General features: G+C 63.2%; 24 protein-coding genes. 22 read left to right on the top strand and 2 right to left on the bottom strand.

Going from position 1 to position 14,340, the window contains the following annotated elements:
* Positions 1-32: 32 nt before the first annotated feature.
* From AncyloWKF20_RS07640 to AncyloWKF20_RS07610, 7 genes are all read left to right on the top strand, one after another.
* Complete coding sequence (locus AncyloWKF20_RS07640; RefSeq protein WP_279317275.1) at positions 33-419, top strand: hypothetical protein; 387 nt, start codon at positions 33-35, stop codon at positions 417-419.
* A 5-nt stretch (positions 420-424) separates the two neighbouring features.
* Complete coding sequence (locus tag AncyloWKF20_RS07635) at positions 425-907, top strand: N-acetylmuramoyl-L-alanine amidase (protein WP_279317274.1); 483 nt, start codon at positions 425-427, stop codon at positions 905-907.
* Positions 908-1,014: 107 nt separating this feature from the next.
* Positions 1,015-1,656 (top strand): hypothetical protein, encoded by a 642-nt coding sequence (locus AncyloWKF20_RS07630; RefSeq protein ID WP_279317273.1) that lies wholly within the window; start codon positions 1,015-1,017, stop codon positions 1,654-1,656.
* A 25-nt stretch (positions 1,657-1,681) separates the two neighbouring features.
* Positions 1,682-1,909: a helix-turn-helix domain-containing protein gene (locus AncyloWKF20_RS07625; protein ID WP_279317272.1), complete on the top strand. Its 228-nt coding sequence runs from the start codon at positions 1,682-1,684 to the stop codon at positions 1,907-1,909.
* On the top strand, positions 1,906-2,112 hold the full coding sequence (locus AncyloWKF20_RS07620; protein WP_279317271.1) for a hypothetical protein: 207 nt from the start codon (positions 1,906-1,908) through the stop codon (positions 2,110-2,112). The genes AncyloWKF20_RS07625 and AncyloWKF20_RS07620 overlap by 4 nt, the downstream gene beginning before the upstream one ends.
* Before the next feature lie 250 nt (positions 2,113-2,362).
* Positions 2,363-2,635: a hypothetical protein gene (locus tag AncyloWKF20_RS07615; RefSeq protein ID WP_279317270.1), complete on the top strand. Its 273-nt coding sequence runs from the start codon at positions 2,363-2,365 to the stop codon at positions 2,633-2,635.
* Positions 2,636-4,282, top strand: a complete 1,647-nt coding sequence (locus tag AncyloWKF20_RS07610; protein ID WP_279317269.1) for a DnaB-like helicase C-terminal domain-containing protein — start codon at positions 2,636-2,638, stop codon at positions 4,280-4,282.
* Positions 4,283-4,284: 2 nt separating this feature from the next.
* Here AncyloWKF20_RS07610 and AncyloWKF20_RS07605 read toward each other — a convergent pair whose 3' ends face one another.
* Together AncyloWKF20_RS07605 and AncyloWKF20_RS07600 are read right to left on the bottom strand one after the other, a co-directional pair.
* Positions 4,285-4,743, bottom strand: a complete 459-nt coding sequence (locus tag AncyloWKF20_RS07605) for a hypothetical protein (protein WP_279317268.1) — start codon at positions 4,741-4,743, stop codon at positions 4,285-4,287.
* 13 nt (positions 4,744-4,756) lie between these two features.
* Positions 4,757-5,032 carry a hypothetical protein gene (locus AncyloWKF20_RS07600; protein ID WP_279317267.1) on the bottom strand — a complete coding sequence of 92 codons (276 nt, stop codon included), beginning with the start codon at positions 5,030-5,032 and terminating at the stop codon, positions 4,757-4,759.
* A gap of 108 nt (positions 5,033-5,140) precedes the next feature.
* Between AncyloWKF20_RS07600 and AncyloWKF20_RS07595 the strand changes: the two genes are divergently transcribed.
* The 15 genes from AncyloWKF20_RS07595 to AncyloWKF20_RS07525 all read left to right on the top strand — a co-directional run bounded on the left by AncyloWKF20_RS07595 (position 5,141) and on the right by AncyloWKF20_RS07525 (position 14,307).
* The gene (locus AncyloWKF20_RS07595) at positions 5,141-5,692 is read left to right on the top strand and encodes a hypothetical protein (RefSeq protein ID WP_279317266.1); all 552 of its coding nucleotides are present in this window, start codon (positions 5,141-5,143) and stop codon (positions 5,690-5,692) included.
* 573 nt (positions 5,693-6,265) lie between these two features.
* Complete coding sequence (locus AncyloWKF20_RS07590; protein ID WP_279317265.1) at positions 6,266-8,230, top strand: DNA polymerase; 1,965 nt, start codon at positions 6,266-6,268, stop codon at positions 8,228-8,230.
* A complete protein-coding gene (locus AncyloWKF20_RS07585; RefSeq protein WP_279317264.1) occupies positions 8,217-8,435 on the top strand; it encodes a hypothetical protein in 219 nt (72 codons plus the stop codon). The genes AncyloWKF20_RS07590 and AncyloWKF20_RS07585 overlap by 14 nt, the downstream gene beginning before the upstream one ends.
* A 2-nt stretch (positions 8,436-8,437) precedes the next feature.
* Positions 8,438-8,839: a hypothetical protein gene (locus AncyloWKF20_RS07580; RefSeq protein WP_279317263.1), complete on the top strand. Its 402-nt coding sequence runs from the start codon at positions 8,438-8,440 to the stop codon at positions 8,837-8,839.
* Positions 8,836-9,045 (top strand): hypothetical protein, encoded by a 210-nt coding sequence (locus AncyloWKF20_RS07575; RefSeq protein WP_279317262.1) that lies wholly within the window; start codon positions 8,836-8,838, stop codon positions 9,043-9,045. The genes AncyloWKF20_RS07580 and AncyloWKF20_RS07575 overlap by 4 nt, the downstream gene beginning before the upstream one ends.
* The gene (locus AncyloWKF20_RS07570; protein ID WP_279317261.1) at positions 9,042-9,263 is read left to right on the top strand and encodes a hypothetical protein; all 222 of its coding nucleotides are present in this window, start codon (positions 9,042-9,044) and stop codon (positions 9,261-9,263) included. The genes AncyloWKF20_RS07575 and AncyloWKF20_RS07570 overlap by 4 nt, the downstream gene beginning before the upstream one ends.
* A 43-nt stretch (positions 9,264-9,306) precedes the next feature.
* Positions 9,307-9,480, top strand: a complete 174-nt coding sequence (locus AncyloWKF20_RS07565) for a hypothetical protein (protein WP_279317260.1) — start codon at positions 9,307-9,309, stop codon at positions 9,478-9,480.
* Positions 9,477-10,211: a hypothetical protein gene (locus AncyloWKF20_RS07560; RefSeq protein WP_279317259.1), complete on the top strand. Its 735-nt coding sequence runs from the start codon at positions 9,477-9,479 to the stop codon at positions 10,209-10,211. The genes AncyloWKF20_RS07565 and AncyloWKF20_RS07560 overlap by 4 nt, the downstream gene beginning before the upstream one ends.
* 80 nt (positions 10,212-10,291) lie before the next feature.
* Positions 10,292-10,756 carry a hypothetical protein gene (locus AncyloWKF20_RS07555; RefSeq protein WP_279317258.1) on the top strand — a complete coding sequence of 155 codons (465 nt, stop codon included), beginning with the start codon at positions 10,292-10,294 and terminating at the stop codon, positions 10,754-10,756.
* Between the two features lie 23 nt (positions 10,757-10,779).
* On the top strand, positions 10,780-10,965 hold the full coding sequence (locus AncyloWKF20_RS07550; RefSeq protein ID WP_279317257.1) for a hypothetical protein: 186 nt from the start codon (positions 10,780-10,782) through the stop codon (positions 10,963-10,965).
* A 205-nt stretch (positions 10,966-11,170) separates the two neighbouring features.
* The gene (locus AncyloWKF20_RS07545) at positions 11,171-12,739 is read left to right on the top strand and encodes a portal protein (RefSeq protein ID WP_279317256.1); all 1,569 of its coding nucleotides are present in this window, start codon (positions 11,171-11,173) and stop codon (positions 12,737-12,739) included.
* Positions 12,736-12,900 carry a hypothetical protein gene (locus AncyloWKF20_RS07540; RefSeq protein ID WP_279317255.1) on the top strand — a complete coding sequence of 55 codons (165 nt, stop codon included), beginning with the start codon at positions 12,736-12,738 and terminating at the stop codon, positions 12,898-12,900. Before AncyloWKF20_RS07545 ends, AncyloWKF20_RS07540 begins: the two co-directional genes overlap by 4 nt.
* On the top strand, positions 12,900-13,706 hold the full coding sequence (locus AncyloWKF20_RS07535) for a hypothetical protein (protein WP_279317254.1): 807 nt from the start codon (positions 12,900-12,902) through the stop codon (positions 13,704-13,706). Before AncyloWKF20_RS07540 ends, AncyloWKF20_RS07535 begins: the two co-directional genes overlap by 1 nt.
* Entirely contained in the window at positions 13,707-14,006 is a 300-nt protein-coding gene (locus tag AncyloWKF20_RS07530; RefSeq protein ID WP_279317253.1) for a hypothetical protein, read from the top strand.
* Positions 13,990-14,307 (top strand): hypothetical protein, encoded by a 318-nt coding sequence (locus AncyloWKF20_RS07525; protein WP_279317252.1) that lies wholly within the window; start codon positions 13,990-13,992, stop codon positions 14,305-14,307. Before AncyloWKF20_RS07530 ends, AncyloWKF20_RS07525 begins: the two co-directional genes overlap by 17 nt.
* The last annotated feature ends 33 nt before the right edge of the window (positions 14,308-14,340 follow it).

Here is a 14,340-nt window from a genome sequence, read left to right as displayed (position 1 = left end):
CGCGTAAGCCGGTCCCCGCCTCCGATAACGAGGTGGGGCTCCGGGAAGGCTTCCGCTCCGGGCTGGAAGAGAAGGTGGCAGCACAGCTTCGTGCAGCGGGCATCGACCCCCGCTACGAGGAAGATGTCATCGGCTACATCCGCCCGGCGCGGAACGCCAAATACCACCCCGACTTCGTGCTGCCGAACGGCATCGTGGTCGAAACGAAAGGCCGCTTCGTCGTGGCCGACCGTCAGAAGCACGTGCTGATCAAGCAGCAGCACCCTGAACTCGACATCCGCTTCGTCTTCTCGAACTCCAAGGCCCGCATCTCCAAGGGCTCGCCCACCACTTACGCCATGTGGTGCGAGAAGAACGGCTTCCTCTACGCCGACAAGCTCATCCCGAGGGCTTGGCTCCTTGAGCCGCCCCGCAAGTAGGACCATTGCGCAACATTGACACCCTGATCGTCCACTGTTCGGCCACCCGCGCCGACATGGACATCGGGTCCTCCGAAATCGACGTGTGGCACAGGCAGCGGGGTTGGTTCCGCTGCGGCTATCACGCCGTCATTCGCCGGGACGGCACCGTGGAAACGGCTGCCACCGGCCACAAGCCCCGCCCCCTCGACATGGTGGGCTCGCATGTAGGCGGCTGCGGCCCCGGCTGGAACACGCGCTCTCTTGGCGTGTGTCTGGTCGGCGGCATCGACCGCAAGGGCGAGCCCGAGAACAACTTCACCGAGGCGCAGTTTGCTTCGCTGGAGCGCGTCCTCCGTGAGTGGCTGAAGCTCTTCCCCGGTTCTCAGATCATGGGACACCGGGACCTGATCAAGCTCACCCGCACGTCTCCCAAGGCGTGTCCGAGCTTCGACGTTCTGCCGTGGCTCTCGGCTCGGGGCATCCCGACGCCGGCCCCCCACGGCTAACCCCCCACTATCGCAATCACATACGCGGCCTCGTTCCCCAACACGGGAGCGGGGCCGTCTTCGTCTCAACGCGCCTTTGCGCACCCCGACACATGGGAGAAGACTGAATGACCACGACCAAGAACTTCAAGGTTGGCGACAAGGTGCGCTTCTTGGACACTCTGCCTGCCCATTGGTGGTTCAAGCAGGGCCAGACCGGCGTAATCGCCTCTGTGCGCGCTGGCGGCACCCTTCCGTTCATCGTTGAGGTGGACCCCGAGTTCCACGTTTCCGGCCACGGCCGGGCCTTCGTCGGCCCCAAGCATATCGAACTCACGTCCAGCTCGGCTCAGATCGAGCAGGGCTCCGTGGTCCGCTTCAAGGACACCGTGGAAGATCAGGCCGCGCGGCGCCGCTGCTTCCCCGACAGCACCAAGGGCTCTACCTTCACGGTCACACGCGCTGGTCCGACCTTCGTCTACTTCGGGGGCAGCCTCAGCGGCTTCTATCGCACCCGGTTCGAGCTGGTGCAGGCCCCGGCGCCGGTCGCTGCGGCCCCCTCGCGGTCGCATATCGTCGTCCTGAAGGACGCCAGCGGCCAGCTCAAGCCGGCCTCGAAGCCGTTCATCCACGAGACCAGCGAGGCCGCCGAGCGGGAAGCCGCGCGTCTCGCGGAGGCCAACCCCGGCAACACCTTCGTGGTGTTCTCCTCCTCGCTGGAGGCCGCCGCGCCGAAGCCGTCCGTCTCCATCACCAAGCACGCCGCCTGATCGGCGCCCCGGAAGGTCCACTCATATGACCCGTACTCAGCAGGTGCTCGCGCACCTGACGAGCGGCCGAACCCTCACGCAGGGCGAGGCCGTTCTTCTCGGCTATGGCACGCGGCTCTCCTCGACAATCGAGAAGCTGCGGAAGCGCGGCCACAACATCGTCACGACGATGAAGACCGACATCAACGGCTACCCGTATGGCGAGTACAAGCTCGTCGTCCGCGACCGTTGGGGCAAGCGGAAGGCCGCGTGATGGAGAAGCTCGCGGTCTTCTTGGGCGCGGCGGCGGCGGCGTTTGCCGCTGCCTTCCTCGTCTTCCTGATCGGTGGCGTCTTCTGGATGCTGGCAATCAAGCTCATCGCGTGGCTGATCGGTGCCACGCTCTCGTGGCCGGCCGCTCTCGGCTGGGGCCTCGCTACCGCGCTGCTCATGCGTGTGCTGCGGGGGCGCCGCTGATGCGCAAGGGTGTTCTCGCTCTCGCCGCACTCATGGCCGTCACGCTCGGCGCCTGCCAGAAGGGGGACCCGTGCAAGCGGGCCTCCCTCAATCTGTCGGAGCCGGTGATGGCCGCCTTCGTGGCGCGGTCCTTCTCGCGTCCGTCCTCGTCATCCCGTTCGTTCTCCCGCTCGCTCTCCACGCCGCGCACTTCGGTGCCCCCAGTGGTCCCCTTTGTGGGTTCTGGCGGCTCATCCCGTGAGGGCTGCAAATGAAGGAGGCACTGCTCGTCATGAAGGACATCATCCTTGGCGTGCTGGTGGCGGCTGCCGTGCTCGCCGGCTTCGGCGGGCTCGTGTTCGCCATCGCCTATGGCAGCTACCGGCTCGACATGCTCGGGCTGCCGATGCCCTTCGGCTTGCTTCTCATCTTGGGCGGCATCCTCGGCGTCGTGTGCGCGGTGTCGCACGCCTTCGAGAACGCGAAGAAGCGCCGCTTCAACGAGGTCCAGAAGGTCATCCGCTGGCGTCCTCTCGTTGACTGAGTGATCCGCGAGGAAAGCTCCTTCATCGGGAAGGAGCCATGCCCGGCCTGCGGTTCGAGGGACAACCTCGGCCGCTATTCGGACGGCCACGGCCACTGCTTCGGCTGCGGCTATTACGAGCCGGGGGATGGAAGCGCCCCCCGGCAGCCTAACGACAACAGGAGCGAACGGCTGAACGCCGACCTCATTAGGGGCGGTGACATCGCCGCCCTGCCGAAACGCAAGCTCACCGAGGAGACGTGCCGGAAGTTCGGCTACCGCCTTGGCGAGTACAAGGGCAAGCCGGTCCAGATTGCCCCGTTCTACGACAGCGACCGGAACGAAGTGGCGCAGAAGCTCCGCTTCGCCAACAAGGACTTCAAGGTTCTCGGGGACCTCAAGGAGGCCGGCCTCTTCGGCCAGCACCTTTGGGGACAGGGCGGCAAGAAGGTCGTCGTCACCGAGGGCGAGATAGATGCGCTTACCGTGTCTCAGCTCCAGGGCAACAAGTGGCCCGTGGTGTCTGTGCCGAACGGCGCGCAAGGTGCCCTCAAGTCCATCAAGAAGAACCTCGAATGGCTGGAGACCTTCGAGCAGGTCGTCTTCATGTTCGACATGGACGAGCCCGGCCTGAAGGCTTCCGCCGAGTGCGCCGCTGCCCTCTCTCCGGGCAAGGCAGCCGTCGCCTCGTTGCCCCTGAAGGACCCCAGCGAGTGCCTTCAGGCAGGCAAGGGCGAGGCGGTCATCACCGCCATATGGAACGCCAAGGTCTACCGGCCGGACGGCATTGTGTCCGGTTCCGAAATCACCTTGGAGATGCTGCGCCAGACCGTGACCAACGGCTTCGCGCTGCCCTATCCCAAGCTGAACGAGATGCTCGGGGGCCTGCGAAAGCGTGAGCTAACCCTGCTCACGGCCGGATCGGGCATCGGCAAATCCACCCTTGCCCGCGAGCTAGCCTATCACCTCCACCAAGCGCACGGCTGCACCATCGGCAGCGTCTATCTGGAGGAGAGCAAGGAGAAGACCGCTCAGGGCTACATCGCCATCCACAACGATGTCCCCCTCGGCAAGCTCCGTGCCGACCCCTCGTGCATCCCCGAGACCGCGTGGGGCGAGTCGCTGAAGAACATCATCCAGACCCGGATGTTCTTCTACGACCACTTCGGCTCGCTCGACAGCGAGAACCTGCTCTCCAAGCTGCGCTACCTCGCCGTTTCTTGTGGCGTGGACTTCATCATCCTTGACCACATAAGCATCGTGGTCTCGGGGCAGGAGAGCAGCTCCGAGGGCGAGCGCAAAGACATCGACCGGCTCATGACGAAGCTGCGCTCGCTGGTGGAAGAGACCGGTGTGGGCGTCATTGCCATCGTTCATCTGAACAAGCCGGAAGGCTCAGCCCATGAAGAGGGCGGGCGTGTCACGCTCTCCCACCTTCGCGGCTCGGGCTCGTTGAAGCAGCTCAGCGACAACGTGCTGGCGCTGGAGCGAGACCAGCAGGGCGAGACGCCGAGCGTGTCGATGATGCGCCTTCTCAAGAACCGGGAGTTCGGTGAGGTGGGGCCGGCTGACCACGTTCGCTACGACAAGTTCACCGGCCGCCTCCTGCCCCACGACCCCGAAGGTGCCTTCATGGATGAGTCCGGGGCGGACGACGTGCCATTTTAGTTTCAACGCGCACGCGCAGCAGCCTCTCGTAAGTGGTTGAAGTTAACAGCAGTAAATCCGCACGCCGAGACCGCATGGAATAAATCGTAGTCTGTCGTCAAAATGTGTGCGCCTTCTGCGCTCAACTCAATCAATCCGCAGTCCGTGATGCCCAATCTGGCATGTTCTCTTCGACTCGATGCACTTGCACTCGAAATGTAAACTTCCGGTGTATTTTTAATCAAAACCTCAAATCTATTGGCTATTTCAGAAGATCGAGGTTCAGACGTCATTCTTATCAAATTTGATGTCTCGGAAACAACATTTGGAGTGAGGACAATGGCTTTGTATCCTCGTATTGCTTTCAACAAAAGCTCATAATCTCCATCGAAGAATGCATTAAGCCTTTTATGTAGTTGTATGTAATTTTTATTTGTTACTCCAACGACAAAAAGGAGCAATAGATTGGTATCAATTGCCAATCTGGACATTTTGCTAACTATTATCGCGCTTCTTCACTGACTCCACTTGTTTTGTGGCGTCCTTTATTCTTACTACCCGCAGGGAGCGCGGTTGTATGGCGCCAGAAAGTGCCGCAAGGGAGTTCATTTCCTCCCACGGTCTATGAAATCCTATAGTTACAGACCAATAGCCATCTGGTTGAAGCTCAATTTCTTCAAGAGCCAAGTTAGAGAGACCATCCTGTCCGAATAGTTCTTGGACGTAATCTTTTGCAAGCAGGGCGGCTTCTTGAGCTTTCATGTAACGCATCCACAACCATAAATCCCCAGTCAAAATGCGCTGGCTTACCCCTTCGCGCAAGAGCGGGGAGCGCCAATCCGGCTTTCCCCGAAGCCCTTTCCTTCTCCAGAGACCGCAATGGACCTGATCCCCGCACAGGGGCGGGCCGTTCTCGCGCTCATTCAGGAGCACGCTCCGCTCGCCTATCTGGCGGGCGGGGCTCTCCGTGATGCGTGGTTCGGGCGCCCCATCAAGGACCTCGACTTCTTCGTGCCGTACATGGAGGGCCACAACGCCATCCACTCTGCGCTGCTCGACGCCGGCTACACCAACACCGTCGTCGCGGCGATGCAGTATTTCGCTGATGACCCGACCGTCGCTGATGCGCGGCTCTATGAGCAACCGGGCCAGCTCCCCGTCAACGTGATCCGCCTGCGCGTCTTTCAGCCCTGCCGCGAGGCGCTCAACCGCTTCGACCTCGGCTTCTGCCAGATCGGGTTCGACGGCCGGAACGTCCACACGACCAATGCCTTCGCCATCGACGAGGCCGACCTCACCATGACGCTCACCCGGTGCGAAAGCCCGGCGCAGTTCGAGCGGACGGAAGCGCGCGCTGAGCGGCTCCGCGAGAAGTATCGCGAGTGGCTCTTCGTGGTGCCCGACAAGTTCAAGCAAGTTGCTTTAGCATAAATAGCAAGCAAACGCGGAAGGTTTTTATCCTTCCGCGTCCGCTTATGCTCCCCTCGGGAGCTGAGAGTTGCAGCCAGATCACGTTCCGCCTGCAACCCCGATACTGGAATCGTGGCTGTCACAACAAGGGCATCAGCGCTTCCTCCAATTGAGTGCTGGAAGGAATCCCTCGCGAGGATGTCTATGTCTCTCTCAACCGCTCCGGCAAGTCAATAGAGCGGTGACATAAATCGAAAATGACCCTTCGGTCATTTTGCCCGCCGTAATCTTAGTGTAATTTTTCTGTAATCGGAAAGTTACTACGAAATATCCGAGTAACTTTTATGCCCGCACCAGATAAGACTAGCCGAATTAAAGGCATCGATTTTTCGTTCTTATTTTTTAAGGCGCTAAGAACGCCCGCTCGTTGGCGACGCATCATTTTCTAGCTGTCCGCCGATCATGCCCTCGTTGCGCCGCTTCTGAAATGACGCGGCCTAAAATCACGCCCGTAAACGGACCTCCACACTGCGCTTAATCTTCGACATCGAGACCGATGGGTTTCTCGATGCCCTTACCCGCGTCCATTGCCTTGTGGCGAAGGACGCCGACACCGGGGAAGTCTTCGACTTCTCCGATGATCTTCGCGGCCCCGGTGATGTTGAGCGCGGCGTCGAACTCCTCGCCCTGGCTGACGAGTTGATCGGCCACAACATCCTCAAGTTCGACCTTCCGGCGCTCCGCAAGCTCTATCCGAATTTCCAACCCAAGGGCCGCCTCTTCGACACCCTCATTGCCGCCCGGCTGGTGAAGCCCGAGACGGACCTTTGGGATGGCAAGCTGGTCAAGGCCGGCCGTATGCCGCCGAAGGTGCGCAAGACGCGCCACTCGCTGGAAGCGTGGGGCTACCGGCTCGGCCAGATGAAGGGCGAGTACGGCAAGGACGAGAAGGGGAACGACCTTCCCGGCAAGTGGGATGCGTGGAACGACTCCATGCACGCCTACTGCATTCAGGACGTGGAGGTCACGGACGCCCTCCTGAAGTGGATCGAGGCGCGGAAGCCGGCCCCCGCATCACTCGCTCTTGAGTTCGAGTTCGCGGAAATCATGGCGCGGCAGGAGCGCCACGGCTTCGCCTTCGACCGCAACGCGGCGACGTTCCTCTATGAGCAGCTCGTGAAGCGCCGGCTGGAACTCAGCAAGGCCCTTCAGGAGACGTTCCCGCCCAAGCGCGTCGAAACCATCTTCATCCCGAAGGTGAACAACAAGGCGCGCGGCTACGTCAAAGGCGAGCCGTTCACGAAGGTTGAGCTGATCGAGTTCAACCCGGCGTCCCGGCAGATGATTGCCGACCGCCTGAAGGCGCTGGGGTGGGTGCCCGAGCAGCACACCGACAGCGGCCAAGCCAAAATCGACGACGGCGTTCTGTCGAAGCTGGACTACCCCGAGGCGAAGCCGCTCGCGGAATACTTCCTCGTCGAGAAGCGCATCGGCATGTTGGCCGAGGGCGATCAGGCGTGGCTCCGCGTCGAGCGCAACGGCCGCATCCACGGCAGCGTCAACACCATCGGCGCCGTCACCGGCCGATGCACCCATTCGCACCCCAACGTGGCCCAAGTCCCCAAGGTGGGGACGCCCTATGGCGCCGATTGCCGCGCCCTCTTCATGGCCTCTGCCGGCAAGGTGCTGGTGGGCGCCGACCTCTCGGGCCTTGAGCTGCGCTGCCTCGCCCACTTCATGGCGAAATATGACGGCGGCGCTTACGCCAAGGTCCTCCTTGAGGGCGACATCCATTGGGTGAACGTGCAGGCCCTCGGCCTCACGGATGAGGAGCGGGATGACCACAACATCCTGCACAAGATTTACCGCAACGGCGCCAAGACCTTCATCTACGCCTTCCTCTACGGGGCCGGCGACAAGAAGATCGGCGAGACCGTCCTCGACATCGTGCGTGCCGCGCGCCGCGAGGGCATCGACACGGCCGAGCTGGAGAAGCGGTTCTTCCGGGGCAAGTCAAACCCCGGCGAGGAAGAGCTGAAGGCTGCCGGCAAGAAGCTCAAGGCGACCTTCCTCAAGAAGGTGCCGGCCCTGAAGCTGCTCAAAGAGAGCATTGAGTTCTTCGTTGACGGCTACCGTCCGATGCCTCTGCCCGAGCGCGTCGAAGACCCCGAGCTTTGGAAGCAGGGGGGAGACGGCACTTGGTGGCGGAAGCGCACCAAGGGCGGCTACCTCATCGGCCTCGACGGTCGCAAGCTCTTCGTCCGCTCAGGCCACGCAGCCCTCAACACGTTGCTGCAATCTGCTGGCGCCTTGATCGCCAAGCAAGCGGCCATCCTCGCATTCCGACAACTCACCGAGAACGGGCGTGTGTTCGGCAAGGACTACGCCTTCGTGGCGAACGTCCATGACGAATTGCAGGCCGAAGCCAAGAAGGAAATTGCAGATGAACTCGGCCGTACCCTTGTCGATTGCTTCCGCCTCGCGGGTGAGCATTTCAAGTTCCGCGTCCGCATCGACGGCGAATACAAAGTCGGGGCGAATTGGCGTGAAACGCACTAGCTCGCTGGTGTCGGTCCTCGACGAGGCCCGCTGGCGCCCCTTCACGACCAAGGGCGACTTCGCCCGGAAGCACGCCGACCTCATCGCCATGGCGGCGAGCGATGGCCTCCTCACCACGCGCATCGCGACCGGCCTCTATGGCCGGAAGTGGAGCGTCACGGCTGCCGGGCTGCGGCGCCTCGAAACCCTCAAGAGCATGGACTGAAGATGACCAACGAGGAAATCCTCTCCATCATCTCCCGCATCACCTACAAGCCCGGCTGGTCCGTCCTCATGGGCTTCGACGGCGACCGCCCGTTCATTCAGGCGGAAGTTGACGAGACCGCCGAGGCGTCTCTCGACAGCGCCAAGCGGGATGGCAGCCGGACGCCGTGGAAATCGGCCAAGCGTTACCTGTCGCGCCATATGTGCCGGCAGGAGGTCGTGGGCGCTGTCTTCGGTCTCCTCAAGGACGCCGAGCTGCATGAGATCCACGAGTGGTTCCGCTATCGCGGCGCCTCCATCTTCAACCCCCACCTCGACCCTGATGTTCTCGCCACGGTGGCTCGCAAGGCTAGCTCCTTCGTGGTCCGCGAGAACGCGATGAGCATGAAGGAAGAAGCCGCGTGAGGTGGCGCCTGCTTGCCGCTGTCGGCGCGCTGGCCGCACTCCTTGCGGGCTGCAAGGACTATGGCCGGTGCCTCTCCAGTCACGATGAGACCGTCATCGTCCTCATGCCGATGGCCGTGGGCAACATGACGACATACTACCCCATGCCGGTCACGAACACCGTCTGTGACCAGTGGGAATATCCTGAAGGCCGGGAGCAGCCGTGAAGGCCGGGGCTGTCCTCTACGACCCCGTGAAAGGCCGCTTCAAGGGCCACCCCGGTTACGCTCGGGGCTGGTCCGGCCGGCTCGCTCACGCCGAAATCTATGCAACCCCGGAGGAGGCGCGCGCCGTCGTGCCCGGCGCCCTCAACCGACTGAAGGTCCTCAATGTCTACCTCGTGGAGGAGGACATCGACCACGCCTTGGAGCCCCTGACTGACTGAGATTTCCTACACCCAACCCTATGAGGTGTCCGACATCTGCGACATGACGCAGTGTCTCGTGACCCTCGTGGACCGGATGGAGACGGCCAAGACCCGCAAGGGCCGGTTCATCCTCGAAGCCGCCGCAGGCGCGGTGCTCTCCGCGATGACCCCGGTGTACGCTCTCAAGAACGACAACGTGGTGCGCCTCGTCTCGGACAAGGGCGACGCCTCGTGAGGACCCTCCTGATCGACGCTGACGTCCTGGCCTACGGCTGCTCGGCCGCCAAGGAGACCGCCTATGAGTGGGAGCCCGGTTACTGGACGTGGCACTGCGACGAGAACGAAGTTCGCGCGGCCATCGACGAGGAGCTGGACCGGCTCATGGGCGAGCTTGAAGGGACCGACTTCAAGCTCTGCCTGACGGACAGCGAGGAGAATTTCCGCAAGTCCATCCTGCCCACCTACAAGGGCAACCGGGCGAAGGTGAAGAAGCCGCTGGTTCTCAAGGCCATCCGCGAATGGATGATCAATGAGAAGGGCGCGTACCTGCGTCCGCACCTTGAGGGCGACGACTGCATGGGCATCCTTGCCACGTGGTCGAAGCTCAAGGGGGAGAAGGTCATCGTGTCCATCGACAAGGACATGAAGACCATCCCCGGCCTCTACTGCCGCTCCCCCGAGGAGGGCATCGTGGAAATCACCGAGGCCGAGGCGGACTTCCACCACCTCTACCAGACCCTCATCGGGGACCAGACGGACGGCTACACCGGGCTCCCCGGCTGCGGCCCGAAGAAGGCCCTCGCCATCCTCAACGATGATCCGTCGTGGCCCGCCGTGGTGGCCGCTTACGAGAAGTCCGGCCTCACCGAGGCGGACGCTCTGGTTCAAGCGCGCGTGGCGCGCATCCTCCGTGCTTCGGACTACGACTTCAAGACCAAGGAGCCCATTCTCTGGCGCCCCTCCTGATCGGCCTCTACAGCCCCGCCGCACAAAGCGGGAAGTCGACCGCCTCGGCGGTCATGGTCAAGCTCCATGGGTTCGTAAACGTGAAGTTCGCCGGGCCGCTCAAGTCCATGACGCGGGAGTTTCTCGCGGCGGCCGGCGTCCCCGCTGGCGACATTGAGCGGATGGTCGAAGGCGACCTCAAGGAGGCGCCCATCGCTGCACTTGGGAGCATCACTCCGCGCCGCATCATGGAGACCATCGGCACGGATTGGGGCCGCAAGACCATCACCGAGGGTCTCTGGACCGACGTTGCCGAAGCGCGCATCCGCGCACTGATGGCGGACGGGAAGAGCGTTGTCGTGGACGACATGCGCTTCCCCAATGAGTTCGACCTGATCGAGCGTATGGGCGGCCGGACTGTCCGCATTGAGCGCCGGGGGCGAACCCCGACCGCCATGGAGGGCCGGCTCAACGGGCACTTCTTCGACTACTACGTCACTAATGACGGCACCCGTCAGGAGTTCCGTGACGTGGTTGATCACCTCGTCACCCGGCTCCGGGCCTAACACCCCACTATAGAGACATCCGAATGCCCGAAGACGATTTCCCTACCGTCAGCGAGGCCCTCGTCACGGCCCTTGAGGGCCGCTTTCCCGACCGCGCACCCACCATGACCGCTTCCGAGCGGGAAGTGTGGGCGTCCGTTGGCCGGGCTGAAGTCGTGCGGTTCCTCAGGGCGAAGCTCGAACAGCAGAAAGAAGACGCCCTCCAGTAATGTGTACGTCCAAGCCGAAGCCGGTCCAGCAGCCGGCACCGGCCGCACCGCCCCCGCAGCCCACGGCTCAGACCTTCAAGACTGACGAGAACCCTCAGGGTGACTCGGCGCTCCTGAAGAGCCGCCGCAAGGGCCGCTCCTCGCTCCGCATCAACCCGACTTCGACGGTTGGCAACGGCGGCACGGGGGTTAACGCCCCGAATTGATGACGACAGCCGCCAGCCGCTACGGAGTGCTGGAGGTTGACCAAACCCCTTATCGGACCCGAGCGGAAGAGTGCGCAAAGCTCACCATTCCCACGCTGGTCCCTCCGGTGGGCGCTGGACCGGGCCACAAATATGTGACCCCGTTTCAGTCCATCGGGGCGCGGGGGGTGAACAACCTCGCATCTAAGCTCCTACTGGCCCTCCTTCCGCCGAACGCGCCCTTCTTCCGCTACAAGATGGAGCCTGAGCTGCTCGCTCAGGCCAACATCGCCCCGGCTCTCAAGTCGAAGGTGGAAGAGGCGCTCGGCCACATGGAGCGCCGCATCATGAGCGAGGTGGAAACAACCTCGCTTCGGGTCTCCATCTTCGAGGCCCTCAAATACCTGATCGTTGCCGGCAACGTTCTTCTCCAGCTCCAACCGGACAACAGCGTCCGTGTGTGGCGCCTTGGCTCCTATGTTGTCCGCCGCGACCCCTCAGGCCGCATCATGGAAATCCTGACGCGCGAAGAGGTGGACGTGGACACGCTCGAACCGGCCATGAAGGCGCTGGTTGAGCAGGAGCGAGGGGGCACCGCACAGCTTCCCTCGGACACGAAGAAGAACACGCTCACGCTCTACACGTGGGTGCGCCGCGCCGATGCCAAGTGGACCGTTCATCAGGAAATTGGCAACACGCCCGTTCCCGGTTCCGATGGCACATACCCGCTGGACGCTTCGCCGTTTGTGGCCCTCCGCTTCTCCAAGGTGGATGGCGAGCACTACGGCCGGTCCTATGTTGAGGAATATCTCGGAGACCTGGCCTCCCTTGAGGCGCTGTCTCAGGCCATCGTGGAGGGCACCGCCGCAGCCGCGAAGGTCCTCTTCCTCGTGAACCCCAACGGGACCACGCGGCAGAAGACGTTGACCGATAGCCCCAACGGCGCCGTCCGAACGGGCAACAAGGACGACGTGGGCGTCCTTCAGGTCGATAAGGCCGCCGACTTCCGTGTGGCCCTTGAGACCATCCAACAGATCACTCAGCGCCTCGCCTTCGCCTTCCTCCTGAATACCGCCGTGCAGCGGAAGGGGGAGCGCGTGACGGCCGAGGAGGTCCGCTACATGGCGGGTGAGATTGAGGACGCCCTCGGCGGCGTCTACTCCATCCTCGCGCTCGAACTTCAGCCGCCGCTTCTGGCCCGCTTGGTCTACCAGATGCGGCGCCAGCGGAAGCTCCCGAAGATGCCCTCGAACGCCATCCGGCCGGCGATTGTCACCGGACTTGAGGCGCTCGGCCGGGGCCACGACCTCACCAAGCTCAATCTCCTGCTCCAGCAGATTGCGCCGCTCGGGCAGGAGGTCATCTCGGAGCGCCTCAACGTGGGCGACTACATCACCCGAGTTGCCACCGCGCTCTCCGTGGAGACGCAGGGCCTTGTTCGCTCCGATGAAGAAGTCCAGCAGGCGCGCGCCGCTCAGGCGCAGCAGGCCATGGCTCAGCAGCTCGTCGACAAGCTCGGTCCCGGTGGAATGAACATCGTCCGTGACCAGCTCAATCCCAGCAACCAGCAAGAAGGAACCGCCGCTTGAGCGAGACCGAACCCACGACCACGCCCCCGGCCGACACCACCGAGACGGTGAAGCCCGAGGCCCCCAAGCGCGCCAAGAAGCCGGCCCCCACCGCCACCAGCGAGGAGCCCGGCGAGGTCGCCTTCGCGCCCCTTAGCGGCGCCGTGCAGGTGAACTACTGATGACCGCCGCAGTTCAGTTTGCTGGCAATGTCAGCGGGCCGGATGCCCCGGCCCCAGCCGAAGTCGAGCGTCCCGAGAACGTCCCCGAGAAGTTCTGGAACGCCGACACCAAGTCCGTAAACACGGAGGCCCTGCTCCAGTCCTACGCTGAGTTGGAGCGCCGGCAGTCGCAGAAGGCACCCGAGCCTCCGACGACCGAGGGAGCCCCCGAGACTACCCCGGAGGCCAAGACCGAAAGCGCCCCCGAAGCGAAGACGGAGGGGCAGCCGGAAGCGTCTCCTGAGGAGGCCGCCGCCCGCGAGGCAGCGGCTTCGGCTGGCGTGGACTACGACGCCATGCGGGCGAAGTTCGACGCCAATGGTTCGCTGGAAGACAGCGACTTCGAGGCGCTGGAGAAGGCCGGCATTCCGCGCACGATGGTCGAAGACTTCATCGCCGGCCAGCAGGCTCTCGCTGATCGTGCCCGTTCCGAGTTGCTCGCTCCGGTGGGGGGTGATGAGGGCTATGACGCGATGGTCGAATGGGCGCGCACCAACATGGCGCCTGCCGACATCGCGGCTTACGACGCCATCGTGACCGGCGACAATCCGGCCGCCATGAAGTTCGCCATCGAGGGGCTTTACGCCAAGTACAAGGCTGCCACCCCCAGCGAGCCCAATCTGCTCAACGGCGCTCCCGCTCGTGGTGCCGGGGCCTATGCCTCGGTGGACGAAATGAAGGCCGATATGCGCGACCCGCGCTACCGGAAGGATCAGGCGTTCCGCGATCAGGTGGACGCCAAGATTGCCCGCACGACCGCCTTCTGAATGACCTTCCGCCCTGAATGGGGGCGCCGCCGCCGACTGCTCTACCTCACCCTCGTGTGGTGCGCGGTCGTGGCGTCGTGGGTCATCTTCCGTGGCCCTGATGACGTGCTTCGCCAGACCGCCCTCGTGGCGGTGACTGGTTTAGCCGGCTCCCTCCTCCTCGGGTACTTCGGCTTCGCGACCAAGGATGACGGGAACTACATGAAGTTCCTGTCCATGGCCGCCGCCCGAGGCCCGCCGCCGTTCCCCTATCAACCGACAGGAGCCTCCTTTCCTCAATCTGATGATGCCCAGCCGTAGCGTCCTCTTTCTCATCCTCCTTCTGGTGGTCTCCATCGCCGGCTCCGGTGCTGCCATCGTCTACCTGAAGGGCCGCGTGACGGACCTTTCGGCTGACGTGGCGCGCCTTGAGCGTGTCGAGAAGGGCCTCAACGAGGCGCTGGCCGCCGCTCAGCGCAACGCCGCAACCACTGTCAAACGACAGGAGGAACTTAAACCCATCTATCGGGAAATCGACCGTGCGCCTGAAGCTCCTCTTCCCGCTGCTCTTGAGCGCGCCCTTGATGGGCTGCGCGACCGGCAGCGAGGTCAGCGTCCCTAGCTCCCTTCTGGAGTGCAAGGACGCCCCGGCAGT

The organism is Ancylobacter sp. WKF20, from assembly GCF_029760895.1.
Lineage (GTDB): Bacteria > Pseudomonadota > Alphaproteobacteria > Rhizobiales > Xanthobacteraceae > Ancylobacter.
Note: the sequence above shows the minus strand (reverse complement) of the source record. Positions and strands in the feature narration are given on the sequence as shown.